Genomic DNA, 22147 nt, shown 5'->3' on the forward strand with positions numbered 1-22147 from the left:
AAGCATGAAAAAGTACGTCTTAGTGGCGCTGGCCGCATTCACCCTGAGCGGCTGTCTGTCGCGTCCGCCTGAGCCGGATCAGCCGTTGCCGCCGGTCACCGTCGAACCAGAACAGCCGACGCCGCCGGTCGAGCAGCCGCAGCCGCCAACTACCGAGCCGGTGCCGCAGCCGCCGAAAATCCAGCAGCTCGACTGGCTGGGCAGCGTTCAGCCGCTGGTGAATCAGATGTTGAAGGCCGATGGCGTCACGGCCGGCAGCGTGCTGCTGCTGGACAGCGTCAAGAACAACACCAACGGCTCGCTGCAGATGGGCAAAGCCACCGCGGCGCTGTATAAGGCGCTGGCGTCGAACTCCACCTTCAGCGTGGTGCCGGAAGCGAAGCTGACCAGCGCCAGACAAACGCTGGGCCTGTCGGCGGATGACAGCTTCGGCTCGCGCAGCAAGGCGATTGGCCTGGCGCGCATCGTCGGTGCGCAGTACGTGCTGTACAGCGACGTCAGCGGCGACGTGAAGTCGCCGGCGTTGGATATGCAGCTGATGCTGGTGCAAACCGGCGAGATCGTCTGGTCGGGCAATGGCGCCGTTAAACGCTGAGGCCGCGCTGCGACGATTGATGGAAACCAGACTGCCGGCGGTGAATACCGCCGGTTGTCATTTCAGCCCGGTGCAGGGGCTGACCGGCGAGAGCTGGCGTATCGACGGTTCGGGCATCACGCTGCTGGCGCGGCAAAACAGCGCGGAGAAACGCACGCTGGGCGTGAGCAGGCGGCGGGAAGCGCAGGTCTTGCGTCGCTGCGCGCCGGGGCTGGGGCCACGGGTTTTCGCGCAGAATAATCAGTGGCTTGTCCTCGAATGGCTCGAAGGTGACGTCGTCACAGAAGCTGAGTTTGACAGGCTGAATCAGCGCGGCGAGCTGGCGGTGATGGCGGCGACGCTGCACCGGCGGCCGCTCAGTGGTTACCGGTTGGATCTGCGGCGGCAGTTCCGCCGCTACTGGCAGCAGCTGGATACGCGGCGTTTAACCCCCGCCTGGCTGAGTTGGCAGCGTCATTTCTTACGCTGCGCGCCGCCGCGGCCATTACGCCTGGCGCCGCTACACATGGACATCCATCCGGGCAATTTGCTCGCGACCGGCGAGGGGCTGCGGCTGATCGACTGGGAGTATGCCGCCGACGGCGATGTGGCGTTGGATATCGCCGCGCTGTTTCGCGGCAACGGCTGGGCGGCGGAGGCGCAGCAGCGCTTTTTGCAGCACTACGCGCGTCAGGGCTATCACGACGTCGCCCGGCTGCAGGCGCAGGTGCAGCGCTGGCTGCCGTGGGTGGATTATCTGATGCTGCTGTGGTTTGAAGTGCGCTGGCAGCAGAGCGGCGACGCCGAATTTTTGCGCTGGGGCGCGGCGCTGCGCCGGCGATTCTGTTTATCATCATCCGAATTCTGAACGAACAATAATGAAGTGAGGTGCCCGTGGGCCCAGTAATGCTAGATGTCGCCGGCTACGAGCTGGATGCAGAAGAACGCGAGATTTTGAAACATCCGCTGGTTGGTGGATTGATCTTGTTTACCCGCAACTTCCACGATGCGGAGCAGCTGCGTGAGCTGGTGCGCCAGATCCGCGCCGAATCGCACGATCGGCTGGTGGTGGCGGTAGATCAGGAAGGCGGGCGCGTGCAGCGCTTCCGCGAGGGCTTCACCCGTCTGCCGGCGGCGCAGTCGTTTGCCGCGTTGCACAATGCGCAGGAAGGCGGCCGTCTGGCGCAGGAGGCCGGCTGGCTGATGGCGGCGGAAATGATCGCGCAGGATATCGACATCAGCTTTGCGCCGGTGCTGGACATCGGCCACGGCAGCGCGGCGATCGGCGAACGTTCGTTCCACAGCGATCCGCAGCAGGCGTTGGCGATGGCGGAACGCTTCATCCTCGGCATGCACAGCGCCGGCATGAAAACCACCGGTAAACACTTCCCGGGGCACGGCGCCGTCAGCGCCGATTCGCACAAGGAAACGCCGCGCGATCCGCGGCCGCTGGCGCAGATCCGCGAGCACGACATGGCGATCTTCCGCGAGCTGATCAACCGTCAGCTGTTGGACGCCGTCATGCCGGCTCACGTCATCTATACTGAAGCGGACCCGCGTCCGGCCAGCGGCTCGCCTTACTGGCTGCAGCAGATCCTGCGTCAGGAGCTGGGCTTCGACGGCGTGATTTTCTCCGACGATCTGTCGATGGAAGGTGCCGCCATCATGGGCAGCTATGCCGAACGCGGCCAGGCGGCGCTGGATGCCGGTTGCGACATGATCCTGGTGTGCAACCACCGCGAAGGCGCGGTCAGCGTGTTGGATAACCTGTCCCCGGTCAAAGCAGAGAAGGTGAAGCGGTTATATCATCGCGGTCAGTTCACCCGTCAGGAACTGCGCGACTCCGAGCGCTGGCAGCAGGCGCACAAGGCGCTCAGCGCGCTGAGCGAACGCTGGGAGGAGCACAAGCAGCGTTCGCAAGGGTGAATCCAGGTGCCGCACCGCGGCGCAGAGCGGAAATGATGAGGGCCGCGCCCGCGGCCCTTGGCTTGTTGCGAGGATCCACATGATTATCTATTTGCACGGCTTCGATTCCACCAGCCCCGGCAATCATGAAAAGGTGTTACAGCTGCAGTTTATCGATCCGGACGTGCGCTTTATCAGCTACAGCACGCTGCATCCGCGTCACGACATGCAGCATCTGTTGAAAGAGGTGGACAAGGCGGTGCAGCAGGGCGGCGACGCGCATCCGTTGATCTGCGGGGTCGGCCTCGGCGGTTTCTGGGCAGAGCGCATCGGCTTCCTGTGCGGCATTCGCCAGGCGATGTTCAATCCCAATCTGTACCCGGAAGAACACATGCACGGCAAGATAGACCGGCCGGAAGAGTATCGCGATATCGCCACCAAGTGCGTGGAGGATTTCCGCGAGAAAAATCGCGATCGCTGTCTGGTGGTGCTGTCGCGTCACGACGAGGTGCTGGATAACCGGCGCAGTGCCGAATTGCTGCATCACTACTACGAAATCGTCTGGGATGAACAGCAGACGCACAAGTTCAAAAACATCTCGCCGCATCTGCAGCGGCTCAAGGCGTTCAAGGCGCTGGGTTAACAGTTTCATAACGCTGCCGCGAGCCGCTCTCCCCGTTTTTCACCGACGGAAAGTGCGGCTTTTTTGTGCGACAAAGCCAGATTTGGCGTGGCAATCGGCAAAATTTAAAACTGTGACTCAGCGCTAACTATTTGAATCACAATCCCCAAAAAATCCCCTCGTCCAGCCTTTAACCAAAAAAAATTGATGTACGTCAATTTTGGTATGACCAAATAACCTCACATGCTATTCTGGCTTCAGAGAGCCGATTTATTTTACGCGAACCCTATGTATTCTAAGGATATTATTTATTTACCCTGGGATAACAAATGGTTCACATTTAGGGGGTTATTTTGACAACGCCAAAGAAGAAAATCGTTATTGTTGGCGGCGGCGCCGGTGGTCTGGAGCTGGCGACCAGCCTGGGCCATAAACTTGGCCGCAAGAACAAAGCGGAGATCACGCTGGTGGATCGCAACCACAGCCATTTGTGGAAACCGCTGTTGCACGAAGTGGCAACCGGTTCCCTCGATGACGGCGTGGATGCGCTCAGCTACCTGGCGCACGCGCGCAATCACCATTTCAGCTTCCAGCTGGGGTCGTTGACCAACATCAACCGCGAAACGCAAACGCTGCAGCTGGCGCAGATCTGCGACGAGCAGGGCGGCGAGCTGGTGCCGGCGCGCGAATTGCCGTACGACATCCTGGTGATGGCGCTGGGCAGCACCTCGAACGATTTCGGTACGCCGGGCGTGAAAGAGCACTGCATCTTCCTGGATAACCCACATCAGGCACGTCGTTTCCACAACGAAATGCTCAACCTGTTCCTGAAGTTCTCGGCGCAGCCGGGGCAAAAAGAGCGGGTCAACATCGCTATCGTCGGCGGCGGCGCCACCGGCGTTGAGCTGTCCGCCGAACTGCACAACGCGGTGAAGCAGCTGCACAGCTACGGTTTCGAAGGCCTGGACAACAGCGCGCTCAACGTGACGCTGGTGGAAGCCGGCGAGCGCATTCTGCCGGCGCTGCCGCCGCGCATTTCCGCTGCTGCGCACCAGGAACTGATCAAACTTGGCGTGCGCGTGCTGACCAACACCATGGTGACCAGCGCGGACGCCAAAGGCCTGAACACCAAGGGCGGCGAGTTTATCGACGCCGATCTGATGGTGTGGGCGGCCGGCATCAAGGCGCCGGACTTCATGAAGGATATCGGCGGCCTGGAAACCAACCGCATCAACCAACTGGTGGTGGAGCCGACGCTGCAGACCACGCGCGATCCGAACATCTTCGCCATCGGCGACTGCGCCTCCTGCCCGAAAGAGGGCGGCGGTTTCGTGCCGCCGCGCGCCCAGTCGGCGCACCAGATGGCCTCGCGCTGCGCCACCAATATCCTGGCGCTGATGAACGGCCAGACGCTGAAGCCTTACGTGTACAAAGACCACGGTTCGCTGGTGTCGCTGTCGCGCTTCAGCACCGTCGGCAGCCTGATGGGCAACCTGATGCGCGGCTCGATGATGGTGGAAGGGCGCATCGCGCGCTTCGTTTACATCTCGCTGTACCGCATGCACCAGGTGGCGCTGCATGGCTACATCAAAACCGGCCTGATGATGCTGGTGGGCGGCATTAACCGGGTGATCCGTCCGCGTCTGAAGATGCACTGATCCCGCCTTTGTCGACCAACCCGCGCCGGTTCGCCCGCGCGGGTTTTTTTATGGCAGCGCGAGGCGAGCGGCGGCGGTTGCTTGATTCTTCAGCATAAGCTGTCGCCGATATGGGTAAAATTCTTAAGATTCCTCCTAAACAACGGGAAAACAGCCGTTTTCCCGCATTTTTGGTCCCCTTGTCTTATTGCGGGTCCTCAGATCATTGTGCAGACTTTATCTCGTTTACAGACGGCGCGTCGCGCACGCCGTAAACCGGGATACCGCAAGCCGCCCATGCGCAAAATAATAAGCGCGGTGCCATGCCGGTAACAGACCCCGGAAAAAATGCGTGGTAACACTTTCAGGAGGTTTCCTGTGAACAAGTCAATGTTAGCCGGTGTTGGAATTGGTGTCGCTGCCGCTCTGGGGATTGCCGCGGTAGCCAGCCTCGACGTCTTTTCTGCCGGTCCGCAATATGCGCAGGTGCTCGCCGCAACGCCGATAAAAGAAACCATCAAAACGCCGCGTCAGGAATGCCGCAACGTCACCGTGACGCACCGTGCACCGGTGCAGGATGAAAACCGCATCGCCGGTTCTGTGTTGGGCGCAGTGGCGGGCGGCGTGATCGGCCACCAGTTCGGCGGCGGTCGCGGGCGCGACGTGGCGACCGTGGTAGGCGCACTGGGTGGCGGCTATGCCGGTAACCAGGTGCAAGGGGCGATGCAGAACAACGACGTCAGCACCAGCGTTCAGCAGCGTTGCAAAACGGTCTACGACAAGTCCCAGAAAATGCTGGGCTATGACGTGACCTACAAGATCGGCAATCAGCAGGGCAAGATCCGCATGGATCACGATCCGGGCACGCAAATCCCGTTGGATAAAAACGGCCAGCTGGTGCTGAACAGAGCCTGATCGCCACATTCGAATTAAACCCGCGGGCAGTGTTAGTTCTGATCGTTTAACCCGGTTAAGCGAGTGGCGTTAACATTGACGCGGGTTTCTGTTTTTTGCCTGTCTAAGAATTTGCGATCGTTCTAATGTCTGCGTGCGATATCACTGGGCAAAACTTCAAAAAAGCCCCCGCGTTTGTTATATTATTGTGCAATTAAGCGGTGTTATCGGCGCCAATCGCCACACCGGTCAAACCCGAGTATTTCGTCTCGCAGAGATAACGACATGTTAGATTTTCGCTTTCCGACAGCGTTGCAAATGGTCCTTAGCGTCGCCGTAGCTGAAAAGCAGGGCATGCGTTCGACAAGCGCCACCCTCGCCGCCGCTCTGGAAGCCAACCCCAGCTTTATCCGCAAACTGATGGTCCCGCTGACCAAAGACGGCATCATCGTTTCCACCCTGGGCCGAAACGGCTCTATCCACCTCGGCCGCCCGGCGGAAGAGATCACCCTGCGGGACATCTACCTGGCGGTGATCGACGACAAGCGCATCTGGGCTTCCCGTCCTGAAGTGCCGGCTCGCTGCCTGGTGAGCGCCAACGCCTGCTGGTATTTCAAGTCGGTGGTAAACGAGGCCGAACAGGCTTCGCTTGCGGTGCTGGCGCGCCACACCGTGGCCGATTCGCTGGCCGAACTGGAGCGGGGCGACAAGCGCGCCTGTGCGGAGTACGCCGCTGCGCAAGAGGCTGAAACCGCCGATAAATAATCGCGGTTCGCATGCATAAAAAAAGGTCGGGCAATGCCCGACCTTTTTGCATGTTAAGACGATGATTACGCCGTCTGCGGCTGTGCCTTGCGTGCCACCAGGCGGCGCAGGGTGACGTAGAACACCGGCGTCAGGAACAGCCCGAACAGCGTGACCCCCAGCATGCCGGAGAACACCGTGATGCCGGTGACGCCGCGCACTTCGGCGCCGGCGCCGTGGCCGAGGATCAGCGGGATGGTGCCGGCGATGAAGGCGATGGAGGTCATAACGATCGGGCGCAACCGCAGGCGACAGGCTTCCAGCGCCGCTTCGACGATGCCTTTGCCCTGCATTTCCAGCTCGCGGGCGAACTCGACGATAAGAATGGCGTTCTTACAGGCCAGCCCCATCAGAACGACCAACCCGACCTGCACGAACACGTTGTTGTCGCCGCCGGTCAACCATACGCCGAACAGCGCCGACAGCATGGTCATCGGCACGATCAGGATCACCGCCAGCGGCAGCGTCCAGCTTTCATACAGCGCCGCCAGCGCGAGGAACGCCAGCAGCACCGCTACCGGGAACACCACCAGCGCGGCGTTGCCCTGGGTCGATTGCTGATAGCTCAGATCGGTCCACTGAATGTTCATGCCGTTCGGCAACAGCTTATCGGCCATCTGCGTCAGCGCACCCATCGCCTGGGTAGAGGAGAGCACGCGCGGGTCGGCATCGCCGATCAGGTCCGCCGCCGGGAAGCCGTTATAACGGATCACCGGATCCGGGCCGTAGGTGGTGCCGATGCTGACCATGCTGCCGATCGGCACCATTTCGCCCTTGTCGTTGCGGGTACGCAGGTTGGCGATGTCTTCCACGCTGTCGCGGAACTGGCCGTCGGCCTGCGCCATCACCTTCCAGGTGCGGCCATAGCGGTTGAAGTCATTGATGTAAGACGAACCGAGGTAGGTTTGCAGCGTGCTGAACAGCGCATTGAGCGGCACCCCCTGCGCCTTGGCCTTGTCGCGATCGATTTTGGCGTCCAGCTGCGGCACGTTAGCCTGATAGGAGGAGATCGGGAACCCCATGCCCGGCGTTTGCATAATGGCGCCGGACAGCGTGTTGATCGCCGTCTGCAGCGCGCCGTAACCCAGTCCGCCGCGATCTTGCACGTACAGCGAATAGCCGGAACCCTGGCCGATGCCGAGGATCGGCGGCGGCATGATCGAGAAGGCGAAACCTTCCTGGATCTGCGAAATGCGCGCGTTGATCTCGGCGTTGATCTGCGCCGCGGTGCGAGTACGGGTGCTCAATGACTCCAGCGCGAAGAATACCGTGCCGGTATTCGGCGTATTGGTGAACTGCAGCGCGTTCAGGCCGGGGAAGGCCACCGCATCGGTGACGCCGTCCACGCTCATACCGATGGCGCTCATCTTGCGGATCACCGCATCGGTGCGCTCCAGCGAGGCGCCTTCCGGCATCTTCACGCCGCCAATCAGATACAGCTTGTCCTGCGTCGGGATAAAGCCGCCGGGCACGGTCTTGAACATCACCCCGGCGGCGGCCAGCAGCAGCAGGTAAACGACGAACACCGCGCCGCGTCGGCCCAGCACGCGGGACACCCCGTGCTGGTAACGCTGCGAACCGCTGGCGAAGAAGCGGTTGAACGGCCGGAACAGCCAGCCGAACAGCCGGTCGATCAGGCGCGACGGCATATCTTTCGGCGCGCCGTGCGGTTTCAGCAAGCGCGCCGCCAGCGCCGGCGACAGGGTCAGCGAGTTGATGGCGGAGATCACCGTCGAGATGGCGATGGTGACGGCGAACTGCTTGTAGAACTGGCCGGTGACGCCGGAAAGGAACGCCATCGGTACGAACACCGCGCACAGCACCACGGCGATGGCGATGATCGGGCCGGAGACCTCGCGCATCGCTTGGTGCGCCGCCGCCAGCGGCGACAGCCCCTCTTCGATATTGCGCTCGACGTTCTCCACCACCACGATGGCGTCATCCACCACAATACCGATCGCCAGCACCAGCCCGAACAGGCTGAGGGTGTTGAGCGAGAAGCCGAGCAGATACAGTGCGGCGAAGGTGCCGACCACGGAGATCGGCACCGCCAACAGCGGAATGATCGACGCGCGCCAGGTCTGCAGGAACAGAATGACCACCAGCACCACCAGGATCACCGCTTCCAGCAGGGTATCCACCACCGCGCGGATCGAATCGCGCACGAACACCGTCGGATCGTACGGCGCTTTCCAGCTCATGCCGTCCGGGAAGCGGGTTGCCAGCTCGGCCATCTTGCCGCGCACCGCGTCCGACAGCTCGATGGCGTTGGCGCCCGGCGACTGGAAGATGCCGATACCAACCGCATCCTTGTTATTGAGCTGGGCGCGCAGCGCGTAGCTGCCGGAACCCATTTCGATGCGCGCCACGTCGCGCAGCCGCACAATCTCGCCGTTGTCGCCGCTTTTGAGGATGATGTTGCCGAACTCTTCTTCGGTTTGCAGGCGGCCCTGGGCGTTGATAGACAGCAGATAGTCGCTGCGCGTCGGCATCGGTTCCGCGCCCAGCTGGCCGGCGGAGACCTGCACGTTCTGCTCCTGCATGGCGCTCACCACGTCGGAGGCGGTCAGCCCGCGCGCGGCAACCTTGTTCGGATCGAGCCAGATGCGCATCGCGTATTCACCGGCGCCGAAGATCTGCACCTGGCCGACGCCCGGCAGACGGGCCAGCTCGTCCTTGACCTTCAGGGTGGCGTAGTTGCGCAGGTAGAGCGAATCGTACTTGCCGGAAGGCGAGACCAGATGCACCACCAGCGTCAGCGCCGGAGACTGTTTCTGAGTGGTGATGCCCTGGCGGCGTACGTCTTCCGGCAGGCGCGCTTCGGCCTGCGCCACGCGGTTTTGCACCTGCACCTGCGCTTGATCGGGATCGGTGCCGGGGCGGAAGGTGACGGTGGTCACCAGCACGCCGTCGGAGCCGGCGACCGATTTCATGTACATCATGTTTTCGACGCCGTTGATCGCTTCTTCCAGCGGCGTGGCCACCGTTTCAGCGATCTCTTTCGGGTTGGCGCCCGGGTATTCTGCGCGCACCTGCACGCTGGGCGGCACCACATCCGGGTATTCGCTGATCGGCAACAGCGGGATGGCGATCGCCCCGGCGACAAAAATCAGTATCGACAGCACCGCGGCAAAGATCGGCCGGTCGATGAAAAAACGGGAAAAGTCCATGGGTCAGAAGTCTCGGCTGGGAGCTTAGTTAAGTGCGGAAGCGGTAGTGGTCATCGCGACGCTTTTCGCGTCGACCGGCATGCCCGGCATAAACACTTTCTGCATGCCGTCGACGATCACCCGATCGCCGTTTGCCAACCCTTTCTGCACGATGCGCAATCCTTCGGCCATGCGGCCCACGTCGATGTCGCGGCGCTGTGCCTTACCGTCTTTATCGACGATGTAAACGAACTTGCGGTTTTGGTCGGTCATCACCGCTTTATCGTCGATCAGCATGGCGTTGAACTCGGCGCTGCCGGGCATCTGCACGCGGGCGAACAGCCCCGGCGTGAAGCGACGATCGCGGTTGTCGAGCAGGGCGCGCATGCGGATGGTGCCGGTACCGGCGTTCAGTTGGTTATCGGTGAAATCCACCAGCCCCTGATGCGGGGTGCCGTCTTCACCCACCAGGCCAACTTTCACCGGCAGGCGGGCATCGTGCCGGCCCTGCTGCTGATAGCGCAGGAAGGTGGCTTCATCCACGTCGAAATAGACGTAAACCTTATCGAGCGACACCAGCGTCGTCAGCACGCTGGCGCTGTCGCCAGCGGTGACCAGGTTGCCGGCGGTGATCATCGCGCGGCTGGCGCGTCCATCGATCGGCGCGGTGACGCGAGTAAAGTCGAGATTAAGCTGCGCCATATCGAGCTGAGCCTGCGCCGCCAGCACGTTGCTTTGCGCCTGTGCGGCGGACGAACGACGCTGTTCCCACACCTCTTGCGAGATGGCCTGGGTGCCGATCAGCTTCTCGGTGCGCGAAGATTCGCTGCGCGCCAGGGTTGCCTGATTGCGCGCTCGCACCAGCTCGGCCTGCGCCTGTTCGCGCGCGGCGCGGTAGGTGCGATCGTCAATGGTGAACAGCACCTGGCCTTTCTTCACCTCGTCGCCTTCGGTGTAGTTGACCCGCTCGATGTAGCCGGAAACTCGCGGGCGCAGCTGTACGCTTTGCACTGCTTCGACCCGGCCATTGAACGCATCCCACTGGCTGATCGGTTTGACCACCACGCTGGCGGCGCTGACCACCGGCGGCGGTGGCGGGGCGTTGTGCGCGACGCTGTTGTCACACCCGGCGAGCAGGGCGGCCAGCAGCGCCACCCCGGAGAGCCGCTGGCCCAGAGCGAAGGCGCGCGTGCGGCCGCCGGCGTTGAACGATGAGTTTGGTTGATTTGCCATTATTTTTATTCCGATAAGTAAGCGCTGTCTGGCCCCATACCCAGCCCTGTTTTCCGGGCTTTCCCTTCATGTATGCCTGCGTTCGGCGGAAGGGGCGTTGTGCCTTGTTATGGCCCAACGTTAGGTTTTGAAACATATTGGTGTCACATTAATGTATCAATATCGGTTACATTAATTGGGTGGAGTATAGAGGCGGCTTTCTGGTAAATGCAATAATAAAAATTGCATTTAAAGCGAAACTGTTGCAACGTATGTGCATCGGGCAGAGGGGGACCCTGCCGAATGATGGGAGCATCAGCATGAACACGACGGGTTTCATTACCGATTTGAAGACGTGGATCGACAACAATCTGGAAGAAAAACTGGATATCAACACCGTAGCGGACCGCGCGGGCTACTCCAAATGGCATCTGCAGCGCATGTTCAAGCGCCAGACCGGCTACGCGTTGGGGGAGTATATCCGTATGCAAAAATTGAAGGTGTCGGCGGAGCGTTTGGCCAACAGCGGCGAACCGATCGTCAGCGTGGCGATCTCACTCGGCTTCGACTCACAGCAGTCATTCAACCGCAGCTTCAAACGCCAGTTTGGCCAAACGCCGGGCGACTGGCGCCGTGCGTTGGCGCAGCCAACGTCGGTGAGATGCACGCACCACTGATCGGTTGGGCAGTGGGGATAAAAAAGCCTGAATTTGCGTTCGGGCTTTTTTGTCAGTGACAGGATTCTATCTATTAAAGCTATTCAATAGTTCTATTGAGTTTTTCTATTCTGTGTTTTATTTACAATGCTTCTATTTATCTATTGTAGGGGTTGTATATAATGCTAAGTACGCGTGCTTTTATTCCTTTTATCCCAGACAATACGGAAGGTTTTAAATGCTGGCCTTGTCATCTTTACGACAACACTCTTGTTTGCACTGCTATATGAAGAAGTAATATCTTGATATGTTAGCTTAGATTTACAGCCGATATAAATCTCTTTAAGTACGATGTCAGTGTCAAACTCTTTAAATCTTATGCCGTTACTATCTTCAGGGAAATTACAATTCTTAATTATTAATCTTCTTTCTTTCTCGTAATTCCAGTGGCTAAATTTAGTAGTGAGTATCTTTTTGTTAAATTCTGATTCTTCTATTGTTTTTTTCAATAGGCGTTCGGAAACATATTTGACTTTTTGGAGGAGTTCTTCTTGGATCTCGAACCCGAGACAAACACCTTTGTGATTATCGCCGTAATGGGCCCACTGAACTGGGTTATATTTATCTTCACTAAAGCATATTAACCCATATTCTTCGGATATTTTATTTTTCTCAAAATTTGCAGCATTCCGTACTTTTTTATCACCTAATTCGACACCTAGTAGCTCAAATGGATCATTGACATTTAAAAAGTTTGATATCTTTAATCGTTTATGCTTGAGATTATCAATTCCATACTTTGCTGATGTGAAGTAATAAACAATCATATTTTTATTTATAACCTTATACCGTGTTTTGCGGAAATTTTGAATGGTTGCAGCTTGTTCTTGTCGCTACGTATTGCGGTAATTTATACTAGTTGCGCATGACTCTGTTTGAACACCAATTTTCTATCTGGCGATTAGTATACAATCATAAACAAAAAAGTCTGAGCTTTCGCTCAGGCTTTCTCGTTAGAATATGGCGGTGAGGGAGGGATAGATTCGCTGCGCTCACCCTGCGGGCCGCCGTTGGCGGTCCAAAACGCGGGCGTTTTGTCGAACCCTGTCGAGGATTCTCACCCTCCCGGTCGGTGCGCTATGCAAACAAAAAAGCCTAAACGTGAGTTCAGGCTTCTTCGTAGAATATGGCGGTGAGGGAGGGATTCGAACCCTCGATACACTTTCGCGTATACACACTTTCCAGGCGTGCTCCTTCAGCCACTCGGACACCTCACCATATTTTTTGTTGCGAAATCATCGCTGCAACGGGGCGCTACTATAGGGAGTGGGGCCGATCCGGTCAAGAATAATTTCTGTGTTTTTGTTCGTCCGCTCAAGCCGTGTGCACTTTGCTGAAAACTGCGGCGAACGGTAGGGCAGAAGCCATGAAAGGGTGAGAAAATCAGAAGTAAGGCTCGTGGATAACCGGCGGAAATGGGAAACACGGTTGCTGAGGGGGGGAGATGCGCAGAGCGCCATGCAAAAAAAGCCTGGACGCGAATCCAGGCTTTCTCTTTAAATTTGGCGGTGAGAGAGGGGTTCGAACCCTCGATACACTTTCGCGTATACACACTTTCCAGGCGTGCTCCTTCAGCCACTCAGACACCTCACCGTTTTGTTGTCGATAACGCTTTGCGCTGTCGACGGACGCTAATGTAGGAGAATCTGATCTCAGCGTCAACCCTCTTATTTCATTCTCATGACTGTTTAGCCAAACTTGCAGCAATTTGCTGATTTACCGAACGATATTCCCACTCGTGGCCACACGTGGGCAGGGTAGACCGCAGTCGGAATCCATAAAAGACGATTGTTTGACCTTTTTCTGTACAGGTAGCTCAATATATCGCCACTGACGTTAGGTTGTCTGCTGTTATATGCATTAATACTGGATTATTAGTCAGATGTGTCGCTAAATGGAATTGTGTCGGCGCGGCGTTTTTGGCAAGGAACATCACAACGCCGCGCAGATTGCCGGGTGACAGGCCGGCGATATCGCAGACAGGGACAGACTCATTACATAATAATGCAGTAGAGGTTCGTTTTGACTCCTTCAGATGCCATGCCGGCGCCGCAAGCGCGCCATGCCATTCCCCCCGGTGCGGGGGCGCTGTTCTTCATCCAGATCTTCGCCACGCTGGGTTTCGCCGTACTCTATTCCACGCTGGTGCTGTACGCCACCAAGCGGCTGGGCTTCAACGAAAGCAGCGCCAACGCCATGATGGGCGTGTTCGGCGCCTTCAACTATGGCCTGCACATGTTCGGCGGCTATCTCGGCGGCCGTTTCCTCAGCAACCGCAACCTGTTCGTGCTCGGCATGGTGCTGCAGGTGATCGGCTGCGCGCTGATTGCCGTCGCGGGCGTGTGGGGGCTGTACTGGGGGCTGGCGATGTTCCTGACCGGCAGCGGCCTTAACGTGACCTGCATTAATATGATGCTGACTCAGCGTTTCAAGCCGGACGATGATCGGCGCGAATCGGCCTTCCTGTGGAACTACGCCGGCATGAACCTCGGGTTCTTCGTCGGCTTTACCGTCGCCGGTTATTTCCAACTGACGGAAAACTACCGCGCGCTGTTCCTGTTTGCCACGCTGGGCAACGCGGCGGCGATTATCGTCGCCGTCTGCCGTTGGCGCATTCTGGCCGATCTCAATACGCCGCTGCACGATGCCAGCCGCAGCCAATACCGTTGGCGCATGCTGGTCGGGCTGGCGGTGCTGGTAGCGCTGGTGCCGATCATCCGCGTGATGCTGACCCACGCCGAGTTCAGCGGCCATTTCGTGATTGTGCTCGGCGCGCTGATCTTCCTGATGCTGTGCGTCGTGACGCTGCGCCACCATCCGCGCGATGAGCGCCGCAGAATGGCGGCTTATCTGATCCTGGCGCTGGGCTCGCTGGTGTTCTGGGCGCTGTACCAGCTGGCGCCGATGGGGCTGATGCTGTTCTCCGAGCACAACATCAATCTGAACGTTTACGGCATTCAGGTGGCGCCGCAGTGGATCCAGAACATCAACACGCTGGTGATCGTGGTGGGCGGCCCGCTGCTGGCCTGGTGGTTCAATCGCCTGCGCGCTCGCGGTTGCAACATCGACATTCCGCTGCAGTTCTCCGGATCGCTGTTCTGTATCGGGCTCGGCATGCTGGTGCTGCCGCTGGGCATCAGCATGGCGGGCGGCGACGGGCTGGTGGCGTTTAAATGGATCGTCATCAGCTATGTGCTGCAAAGCGTTGGCGAATTGATGATCTCGCCGATCGGTTACGCGATGATCGGCAAGCTGGCGCCGCCGCGCTATCAGGGCGTGATGATGGGCTGCTGGATGATGGTGACCGGCGTCGCTTCGGTGTTGGCGGGCTACGTCTCCGGCCTGATGCCGGAAAACAGCGGCAACACGCCGCTGCAAACCAATCCCGGCTACAGCGAAATCTTCAGCGCGCTGGGCTGGGGGGCGACGGGCGTCGGCGTGGCGATGCTGATTCTCATTCCGCTGCTGCGGCGCCTTATCCGGCGCGACGGCCCGTCTGTCGCCTGATTGGCGAGTATGCGCAACAGCCCCACTGGTCGGGGCTGTTTTTATTTTGGGCTTTAACGCTTGCATCCGGCGGCGAATCGCGGAAGGCTGGAGGAAAACCAATAAAAACAAACGGGAGCCTGCAGTATGAACATCATTTATTACCACCCCTTGTTTAAGGCCCAGGAATGGTTGGCCGGCATCAAGCAACGCCTGCCGCAGGCCGAGATCCGCGAGTGGCAGCGCGGCGACGAGCAGCCGGCTGATTACGCGCTGGTGTGGCGCCCGCCGCACGAAATGCTGGCCAACCGACGCGATCTGAAAGCGGTGTTTGCCCTCGGCGCCGGCGTCGATGCCATTCTTGATCAGGAACGCAAACACCCCGGCACGCTACCCGCCGGCGTGCCGCTGTTGCGGCTGGAGGATACCGGCATGGCGCAGCAGATGCAGGAGTACGCGCTGAGCTATGTGCTGCGCTATTTCCGTCGTTTCGACGAATATCAGGCCTTGCAGCAGCGGCAGGAGTGGCAACCGCTCGATCCGCACTCGCTGGATGATTTCACCATCGGCATCCTCGGCGCCGGCGTGCTGGGGCAGAGCGTGGCGCGCAAGCTGACCGAGTTTGGCTTTCGCGTGCGCTGCTGGAGCCGCAGCGCCAAACAGATCGACGGCGTGCAAAGTTTCGCCGGGGAGGCGCAGCGCGCGGCCTTCCTCGACGGCGTCAAACTGCTGATCAACCTGCTGCCCAATACGCCGGAGACCGTCGGCATCCTCAACCGCGAGCTGTTCGCGCAGTTGAGCACGGGCGCCTATCTCATCAACATCGCGCGCGGCGCACACCTGGTGGAGGCCGATCTGCTGGCGGCGCTCGAGCAGGGGCAGCTGGTCGCCGCCACGCTGGACGTGTTCACCCGCGAGCCGCTGCCGCAGGATCACCCGTTCTGGCGTCATCCGCGTGTCACCATAACCCCGCATATTGCTGCCATCACGTTGCCGCAGCAGGCGATGGATCAGATCGCCGCCAACATCCGCGCGCTGGAGGCGGGGCACACCCCGGCCGGCGTGGTCGACAGGCAGCGGGGTTACTGATCCTTCAGCCGCCGTTCGGTAACTGATAAGCTGTTATCGTCATCGCGCCTGCCCGTACCTTTGCGGGCGGGCCCTCTGGAAGGAGAAACAATGTACCCCGTTGATTTGCACATGCACACCGTCGCCAGCACCCACGCTTACAGCACGCTGCACGATTACATCGCCGAAGCCCAGCAGAAGGGCATCAAGCTGTTCGCCATCACCGATCACGGCCCGGACATGGCCGATGCGCCGCACTACTGGCACTTTATGAACATGCACGTCTGGCCGCGCCGGGTGAACGGCGTGGGCATCTTGCGCGGTATCGAAGCCAACATCAAAAACCTACAGGGCGACATCGACTGCACCGGCCCGATGTTGACCGCCACCGACGTGATCATCGCCGGTTTCCACGAGCCGGTGTTTGCGCCGCAGGATAAAGCGTCCAATACTGAAGCGATGATCGCCGCGATGGCGCAGGGGGACGTGCATATCATCAGCCACCCCGGCAACCCACGTTATCCGATCGACATTCCCGCCGTCGCGGCGGCGGCGGCCAAATACGAGGTGGCGCTGGAGCTGAATAACTCGTCGTTCACCCACTCCCGCAAGGGCAGCGAGGCCAACTGCCGGGCGATCGCCGCCGCCGTGCGCGATGCCGGCGGTTGGTTGGCGCTGGGTTCGGATTCGCACGTTGCCTTTTCGCTGGGCAACTTTGAGCACTGCGAGCGCATCATCGACGAGGTGGGCTTCCCGCAGGAGCGCATTCTCAACGTCAGCCCGCGCCGGCTGCTGGATTTTCTCGAACGGCGCGGCAAGCCGGCGATTGCGGAATTGGCCGATTTGTGACATCGTCCCGGCAAAATTTTCCGTATTGAATAAGGCTTTATCATGAATGAGTTTTCGATTGTCTGCCGCGTGCTGGGTACGCTGTTCTACCGCCAGCCGCAGGATCCGCTGCTGGTGCCGCTGTTTGCGCTGATCAAAGAGGGCAAGCTGCAGCAGCACTGGCCGCTGGAGCAGGATGACCTGCTGAAGCGCCTGCAGCAGGGCTGCGATGTCAACCAACTGGCGACCGACTTCAACGCGATGTTCGTCGGCAGCGAGTGCAGCGTGTCGCCGTTCCGCTCCGACTACGTCGAAGGCGCCAGCGAAGCGGAAGTGCGCACCTTCTTGCAGCAGCGCGGCATGCCGCTGGCGGAGGCACCGGCCGACCATTTCGGCCAGCTGTTGCTGGCGGCGTCCTGGCTGGAAGATCAGTCGCAGGAAGATGAAGCACAGGCGCAGATCGCGCTGTTCGACGAGTTCCTGTTGCCGTGGTGCGGCCGTTTCCTCGGTAAAGTGGAAGCGCATGCCACCACCGGTTTCTACCGCACGCTGGCGCTGATGACTCGTGACGCCATCCAGGCGATGCGCGACGAGCTGGCGGAGTACGAGCAGGACGATGAAGCGGGCGACGAAGACGCGTAACGCCGCAGCTTATCCCGGCGGGCCGTCCGGCCCGCCGATCCGCTAAACACAGGTTTGCATCCCCCAGACGTAAATTGACAAAAGATCCCCTAATCTGGCGGTTTACCGTCGGTTCGGCCGCGCCTGCGCGCCGCGTTTTTTCACGCAAGGGGTAGATGATGAAAAGTAACTGGATGCAGCAGATTCAAACGTTGATCGGGCAGAAGGCCGGCGCGATGGGCGGGGCGGAAGGCATCGGCAAGCTGCTGGCGCCCACGGCGCTGGGCGGCCTGGTCGGCGTGCTGTTGGCCAACAAGTCCTCGCGCAAGCTGGTGGGCAAGTTCGGCAAGAATGCGCTGATTATCGGTGGCAGCGCGGCGGTGGGCGCAGTGCTGTGGAACAAGTACAAACAGCGGGTGAAAGAGACCCATCAGGACGAACCGCAGTTCGGTTTGCAAACCACGCCGGTGGATCTGCGCGCCAAACGCCTGGTGCAGGCGCTGGTGTTTGCCGCCAAGAGCGACGGCCATATCGATGCCGACGAGCAGCGTGCCATCGATCACAGCCTGGCGCAGTTGCAGGTGGGGGAAGAGGCGCAGGGCTGGGTACAGGAAGCGCTCGATCAGCCGCTCAACCCGGCATTGATCGCCCGCAGCGTGCAAAACGAAGACGAGGCGCTGGAGGTTTATTACCTGAGCTGTCTGGTGATCGACGTCGATCATTTTATGGAGCGCGGCTATCTCGATGCGTTGGCACAGGCGCTGAAGATCCCGGCGGACGTCAAGCAGGGCATCGAGAGCGACGTCAACGAGAAAAAGCGCGAGCTGGCGTAGCGCCGCTTGGCAAGCCGGGGGGAATCGTGTCACTCTTGCCGCAATCTATGTAAGCGGATGATTTAGCAATGATGACCCCACCGAAAGCGGAAAAACGTCCTTATCCCATCACTATCCACGGCGACACGCGCGTGGATGACTACTACTGGCTGCGCGACGACGAGCGCGCAGACCGCCAGGTGCTGGACTACCTGCAGGCGGAGAACGCCTATACCGATGCGATGCTGAAGCCACAGCAGGCGCTGCGTGAAACCCTGTACGAAGAGATGGTGGCGCGTATTCCGCAGCAGGAACATTCGGTGCCTTACGTGCGCCATGGCTATCGCTATCAGACGCGCTACGAGCCGGGCAACGAATACGCGATTTCCGTGCGCCAGCCGCAGGCCGAGAGTGAGCACTGGGAGGTGCTTATTGACGGCAACCAGCGCGCCGAGAATCACGAGTTTTATACCCTGGGCGGGCTGGACGTCAGCCCCGACAACCAGCGGCTGGGGGTGGCGGAGGATTTCCTGTCGCGCCGCCAGTATGACATTCGCTTCAAGAGCCTGGCCGACGGCAGCTGGGCGGACGAAGTGCTGGAAAACACCTCCGGCAGCTTCGAGTGGGCCAACGATTCCTCGACGGTGTACTACGTGCGCAAGCACGCCAAGACGCTGTTGCCGTATCAGGTTTATCGCCACGTAGTCGGCAGCGATCCGCAGCAGGACGAGCTGATTTACGAAGAGCAGGACGATACCTTCTACGTCGGGCTGGAGAAGACCACCTCCGAGCGCTTTATTCTGATCCACCTGAGCAGCACCACCACCTCGGAGATCCTGTTGCTGGATGCCGATCGCGCGGACGCCAAGCCGCAGCTGTTCGTGCCGCGCCGCAAGGATCACGAGTACGCCATCGATCACTATCACCAGCATTTCTATATTCGCTCTAATAAGGACGGTAAGAACTTCGGCCTGTACCAGAGCGAACAGGCGGACGAAGCGCAGTGGCAGACGCTGATCGCCCCGCGCGCTGACGTGATGCTGGAGGGCTTCAGCCTGTTCCGTGATTGGTTGGTGGTCGAAGAGCGCAATGCCGGCCTGACGCTGCTGCGCCAGATCCACTGGCAAAGCGGCGAAGAGAAGCGCATCGCCTTCGACGATCCGACCTACACCACCTGGCTGGCGTATAACCCGGATCCGGAGACCGCGCTGCTGCGCTACGGCTATTCGTCGATGACCACCCCGACCACGCTGTACGAGCTGAACATGGACAGCGGCGAGCGGACGATGCTCAAACAGCAGGAAGTGAAGAACTTCACGCCAGAAAACTACCGCAGCGAGCGGGTGTGGGTGAAGGCGCGCGACGGCGTCGAGGTGCCGGTTTCGCTGGTGTATCGCCAGGACAGCTTCCAGCGCGGCACCAACCCGCTGATGGTGTATGGCTACGGATCTTACGGCAGCAGTATGGATCCGGCGTTCAGCGCCAGCCGCCTGAGCCTGCTGGATCGCGGTGTCGTGTTCGCGCTGGCGCACATTCGCGGCGGCGGTGAGCTGGGGCAGCTGTGGTATGAAGACGGTAAACTGTTCAACAAGCAGAACACCTTCAACGATTTTATCGACGTGACCGAAACGCTGATCGCCCAGGGGTACGGCGACGGTAAGCGGGTGTTCGCGATGGGCGGCAGCGCCGGCGGTCTGCTGATGGGCGCGGTGATCAACCAGGCGCCGCAGTTGTTCCACGGCGTGGTGGCGCAGGTGCCGTTCGTCGACGTGGTGACCACCATGCTGGATGAGTCCATCCCGCTGACCACCGGCGAATACGACGAGTGGGGCAATCCGAACGAGCAGGCCTATTACGACTACATCAAACAGTACAGCCCGTACGATCAGGTGAAAGCGCAGGCATACCCGCATCTGCTGGTGACCACCGGTCTGCACGATTCGCAGGTGCAGTATTGGGAGCCGGCCAAGTGGGTGGCCAAGCTGCGCGAGCTGAAAACCGACGATCGGCAGCTACTGCTGTATACCGACATGGATGCCGGCCACGGCGGAAAATCCGGCCGTTTCAAGGCCTATGAGGATATTGCACTGGAGTACGCCTTCATTCTGGCGCTGGCGGAGTAACGGCATTCGGCGGGCGGCCTGCGCCGCCCGCCGTGTTAGCCGATCAGATAGTATTTCAGCGTGTGCTTCATGTCCGGGCTCAGATCGTCGATGGATTTCAGCATCCAGCGCAGATAGCCAGGATCTTCCTGGGCGATGCGATCAATCTCCTGCCCGCGATACTTGCCGAACTTGAACTTCTTCAGCAGCACCGGCTGTTCGGTGATCTGCACCATTTGCTCCGGCGTCCAGCCCGAATCCTTGATGATGCGTTGCAGCAGCGCGGCGGTGACGTAGCAGTCATATAGCGCGCGGTGCGGGTACAGCGTGGCGTCTGCCGGCAGCTGCACGTCCAGATTCAGCGCGTAGCGCAGATACTGGTTGCCGTACTTGATGTCCGGATACAGCGTGCGCGCCAGCTTGAGGGTGCAGATCCAGGCGCCGTTCATCTCCGGCAACACCCCGCGATCGAAGGCGGCGTTGTGCGCCACATAGTAGGGGCTGCCCTGATAGCGGCCGATCGCCACCGCAATGCGCGGTTTGTCTTCCACCATCTGTTCGGTGATGTGATGAATCGCCATCGCGTCGAGGCTGATGGGGCGGTCCGGGCTGACCAGATCGCTCATCGGGTTGGTCAATTGGCCGTCGAGCAGATCGAGGGAGGCCACTTCCACCACGCCGCCGTCCAGCCCGCAGGTCTCGGTATCTATTACGCGTAACGTCATGCTTTCCTCCGCGTTGCCGTCAGGCTTCAGCTTAACCGGCACAGGCGGCCGTGCCAACCGTCGCGGGTCTTGTCGGCGATGACAAGACCAGGGGCGTCATCCGGTGCGGCAACCAAAAGCGCTCCCGTTTCATCCCAGATGGCGCTGCGGCCTGCCGGGATCCAGCCACCGGTTGGCGCTGCATGGTTGGCCATCAGCGTGACCATGCCATAACGCCGGGCATAGCCTGCCAGTGTGGCGCTGTCTTTCGCGTAACCGGCTTCAGATACCAGCACGCCGGCGGCATAAATCTGCGCACCCGCCAGCGCGGCGGCACTTGCGTGGCCGGGTTGCGAGGTGTCGGCGCAGATAGCCAGTGCGATGCGTTGCCGATGTATTTCCAGCAGCGTGCCGCCATTACCGGGCAAGAACCGTTGTTGTTCCGCGCCGTGCAGATGTTGCTTGGTATAGGCGGCCACCGCGCCGTTGGGGTGAAAGATCAAGGCGGCGATATGCAGCGCCTGGCCGCTGCGCAAGGGCGCGCCGACGATGATCGTCATCTGATGCGATTGCGCCGCCGCAGCGAGCGGTTGCAGACGCGGATCGCCCAGCGTCAGCGCCAGTTCGGCAGCATCGGCCAGCTCATAGCCGCTTAGCGACAGTTCGGGAAAAACCAGCAGTTGCACCTGCTGTTCGGCTGCCTGCGCGACAAATTCAAGGTGACGTTCAAGGTTGCAGGCGATATTGGCCGCAGCGGCGGGGTATTGGGCTGCGGCGAGGGTAAAGCAGGGCATTGGCCATCTCTCCAGTGAGGCAATAAAAAACCCGCCTTGGCGGGTTTAATGACGGATGGAAGGACGCTTACTCACCAGACGGATGCGCTTTTTTGGCGCGTTTCTCCGCACGTTTCTCTGCTGGGGTTTTCAACGGCTTCTTCTTCGCATTTTTTTTGCTATCCATTCCCTTACTCATGATGGCCTCTCGTTACCTATGATTGGGTGGCTTGCTCAGCC

At 59.9% G+C, this 22147-nt stretch carries 19 protein-coding genes, 2 tRNA genes and 1 other RNA gene; 14 read left to right on the forward strand and 8 right to left on the reverse strand.

The window, feature by feature from the left end:
- The first annotated feature begins 4 nt into the window (after positions 1–4).
- The 7 genes from lpoB (at position 5) to ACSJLU_RS09510 (ending at position 6397) form a co-directional block, all read left to right on the forward strand.
- Positions 5–595 carry a penicillin-binding protein activator LpoB gene (gene lpoB / locus ACSJLU_RS09480; RefSeq protein WP_025302429.1) on the forward strand — a complete coding sequence of 197 codons (591 nt, stop codon included), beginning with the start codon at positions 5–7 and terminating at the stop codon, positions 593–595.
- Complete coding sequence (gene thiK, locus ACSJLU_RS09485) at positions 576–1442, forward strand: thiamine kinase (RefSeq protein ID WP_380825418.1); 867 nt, start codon at positions 576–578, stop codon at positions 1440–1442. The genes lpoB and thiK overlap by 20 nt, the downstream gene beginning before the upstream one ends.
- A gap of 38 nt (positions 1443–1480) precedes the next feature.
- Positions 1481–2500, forward strand: coding sequence for a beta-N-acetylhexosaminidase (gene nagZ, locus ACSJLU_RS09490; protein WP_043141667.1), 1020 nt, complete (start codon positions 1481–1483; stop codon positions 2498–2500).
- A 79-nt stretch (positions 2501–2579) separates the two neighbouring features.
- A complete protein-coding gene (gene ycfP, locus ACSJLU_RS09495; protein WP_015377468.1) occupies positions 2580–3122 on the forward strand; it encodes an alpha/beta hydrolase YcfP in 543 nt (180 codons plus the stop codon).
- Between the two features lie 332 nt (positions 3123–3454).
- Entirely contained in the window at positions 3455–4759 is a 1305-nt protein-coding gene (locus ACSJLU_RS09500; RefSeq protein WP_004928794.1) for an NAD(P)/FAD-dependent oxidoreductase, read from the forward strand.
- Between the two features lie 357 nt (positions 4760–5116).
- Entirely contained in the window at positions 5117–5653 is a 537-nt protein-coding gene (locus ACSJLU_RS09505; protein WP_167325016.1) for a glycine zipper 2TM domain-containing protein, read from the forward strand.
- Positions 5654–5917: 264 nt separating this feature from the next.
- Entirely contained in the window at positions 5918–6397 is a 480-nt protein-coding gene (locus ACSJLU_RS09510) for an RrF2 family transcriptional regulator (protein ID WP_025302433.1), read from the forward strand.
- 65 nt (positions 6398–6462) lie between these two features.
- On the opposite strand, the gene sdeB is transcribed toward ACSJLU_RS09510, so the two are convergent.
- Both sdeB and sdeA read right to left on the reverse strand, forming a co-directional pair.
- Positions 6463–9606, reverse strand: coding sequence for a multidrug efflux RND transporter permease subunit SdeB (sdeB, locus tag ACSJLU_RS09515; protein ID WP_380825413.1), 3144 nt, complete (start codon positions 9604–9606; stop codon positions 6463–6465).
- A 24-nt stretch (positions 9607–9630) separates the two neighbouring features.
- Positions 9631–10818, reverse strand: a complete 1188-nt coding sequence (sdeA, locus tag ACSJLU_RS09520; protein WP_043141656.1) for a multidrug efflux RND transporter periplasmic adaptor subunit SdeA — start codon at positions 10816–10818, stop codon at positions 9631–9633.
- A 299-nt stretch (positions 10819–11117) separates the two neighbouring features.
- Here sdeA and ACSJLU_RS09525 point away from each other — a divergent pair, with 299 nt between their 5' ends.
- Positions 11118–11474, forward strand: a complete 357-nt coding sequence (locus ACSJLU_RS09525; RefSeq protein ID WP_025302436.1) for a helix-turn-helix domain-containing protein — start codon at positions 11118–11120, stop codon at positions 11472–11474.
- A gap of 164 nt (positions 11475–11638) precedes the next feature.
- On the opposite strand, the gene ACSJLU_RS09530 is transcribed toward ACSJLU_RS09525, so the two are convergent.
- From ACSJLU_RS09530 to ACSJLU_RS09545, 4 genes are all read right to left on the reverse strand, one after another.
- Positions 11639–12280, reverse strand: a complete 642-nt coding sequence (locus ACSJLU_RS09530; protein WP_071826111.1) for a DUF2971 domain-containing protein — start codon at positions 12278–12280, stop codon at positions 11639–11641.
- A 194-nt stretch (positions 12281–12474) separates the two neighbouring features.
- A non-coding RNA gene (locus ACSJLU_RS09535) (RtT sRNA) lies at positions 12475–12594 on the reverse strand.
- A gap of 46 nt (positions 12595–12640) precedes the next feature.
- Positions 12641–12730, reverse strand: a tRNA-Ser gene (locus ACSJLU_RS09540).
- Positions 12731–13016: 286 nt separating this feature from the next.
- A tRNA-Ser gene (locus ACSJLU_RS09545) sits at positions 13017–13106 on the reverse strand.
- Positions 13107–13553: 447 nt separating this feature from the next.
- On the opposite strand from ACSJLU_RS09545, the gene ACSJLU_RS09550 reads away from it, so the two are divergent.
- The 6 genes from ACSJLU_RS09550 to ACSJLU_RS09575 all read left to right on the forward strand — a co-directional run bounded on the left by ACSJLU_RS09550 (position 13554) and on the right by ACSJLU_RS09575 (position 20451).
- Complete coding sequence (locus ACSJLU_RS09550; protein ID WP_342096607.1) at positions 13554–15020, forward strand: peptide MFS transporter; 1467 nt, start codon at positions 13554–13556, stop codon at positions 15018–15020.
- Positions 15021–15146: 126 nt separating this feature from the next.
- The gene (gene ghrA, locus ACSJLU_RS09555) at positions 15147–16088 is read left to right on the forward strand and encodes a glyoxylate/hydroxypyruvate reductase GhrA (protein ID WP_342096586.1); all 942 of its coding nucleotides are present in this window, start codon (positions 15147–15149) and stop codon (positions 16086–16088) included.
- A gap of 90 nt (positions 16089–16178) precedes the next feature.
- Complete coding sequence (locus ACSJLU_RS09560) at positions 16179–16916, forward strand: phosphatase (RefSeq protein ID WP_025302439.1); 738 nt, start codon at positions 16179–16181, stop codon at positions 16914–16916.
- Positions 16917–16958: 42 nt separating this feature from the next.
- On the forward strand, positions 16959–17537 hold the full coding sequence (locus ACSJLU_RS09565; protein WP_015377474.1) for a TorD/DmsD family molecular chaperone: 579 nt from the start codon (positions 16959–16961) through the stop codon (positions 17535–17537).
- Between the two features lie 158 nt (positions 17538–17695).
- Positions 17696–18349 carry a tellurite resistance TerB family protein gene (locus ACSJLU_RS09570; RefSeq protein ID WP_033642711.1) on the forward strand — a complete coding sequence of 218 codons (654 nt, stop codon included), beginning with the start codon at positions 17696–17698 and terminating at the stop codon, positions 18347–18349.
- 68 nt (positions 18350–18417) lie between these two features.
- Entirely contained in the window at positions 18418–20451 is a 2034-nt protein-coding gene (locus tag ACSJLU_RS09575; protein ID WP_197826531.1) for a prolyl oligopeptidase family serine peptidase, read from the forward strand.
- 35 nt (positions 20452–20486) lie between these two features.
- On the opposite strand, the gene exoX is transcribed toward ACSJLU_RS09575, so the two are convergent.
- Together exoX and ACSJLU_RS09585 are read right to left on the reverse strand one after the other, a co-directional pair.
- Positions 20487–21155 (reverse strand): exodeoxyribonuclease X, encoded by a 669-nt coding sequence (exoX, locus tag ACSJLU_RS09580; protein WP_025302442.1) that lies wholly within the window; start codon positions 21153–21155, stop codon positions 20487–20489.
- Positions 21156–21181: 26 nt separating this feature from the next.
- A complete protein-coding gene (locus ACSJLU_RS09585) occupies positions 21182–21928 on the reverse strand; it encodes a carbon-nitrogen hydrolase family protein (protein ID WP_025302443.1) in 747 nt (248 codons plus the stop codon).
- Between the last annotated feature and the right edge of the window lie 219 nt (positions 21929–22147).

It is taken from the genome of Serratia bockelmannii (genome assembly GCF_051803255.1).
Lineage (GTDB): Bacteria > Pseudomonadota > Gammaproteobacteria > Enterobacterales > Enterobacteriaceae > Serratia > Serratia bockelmannii.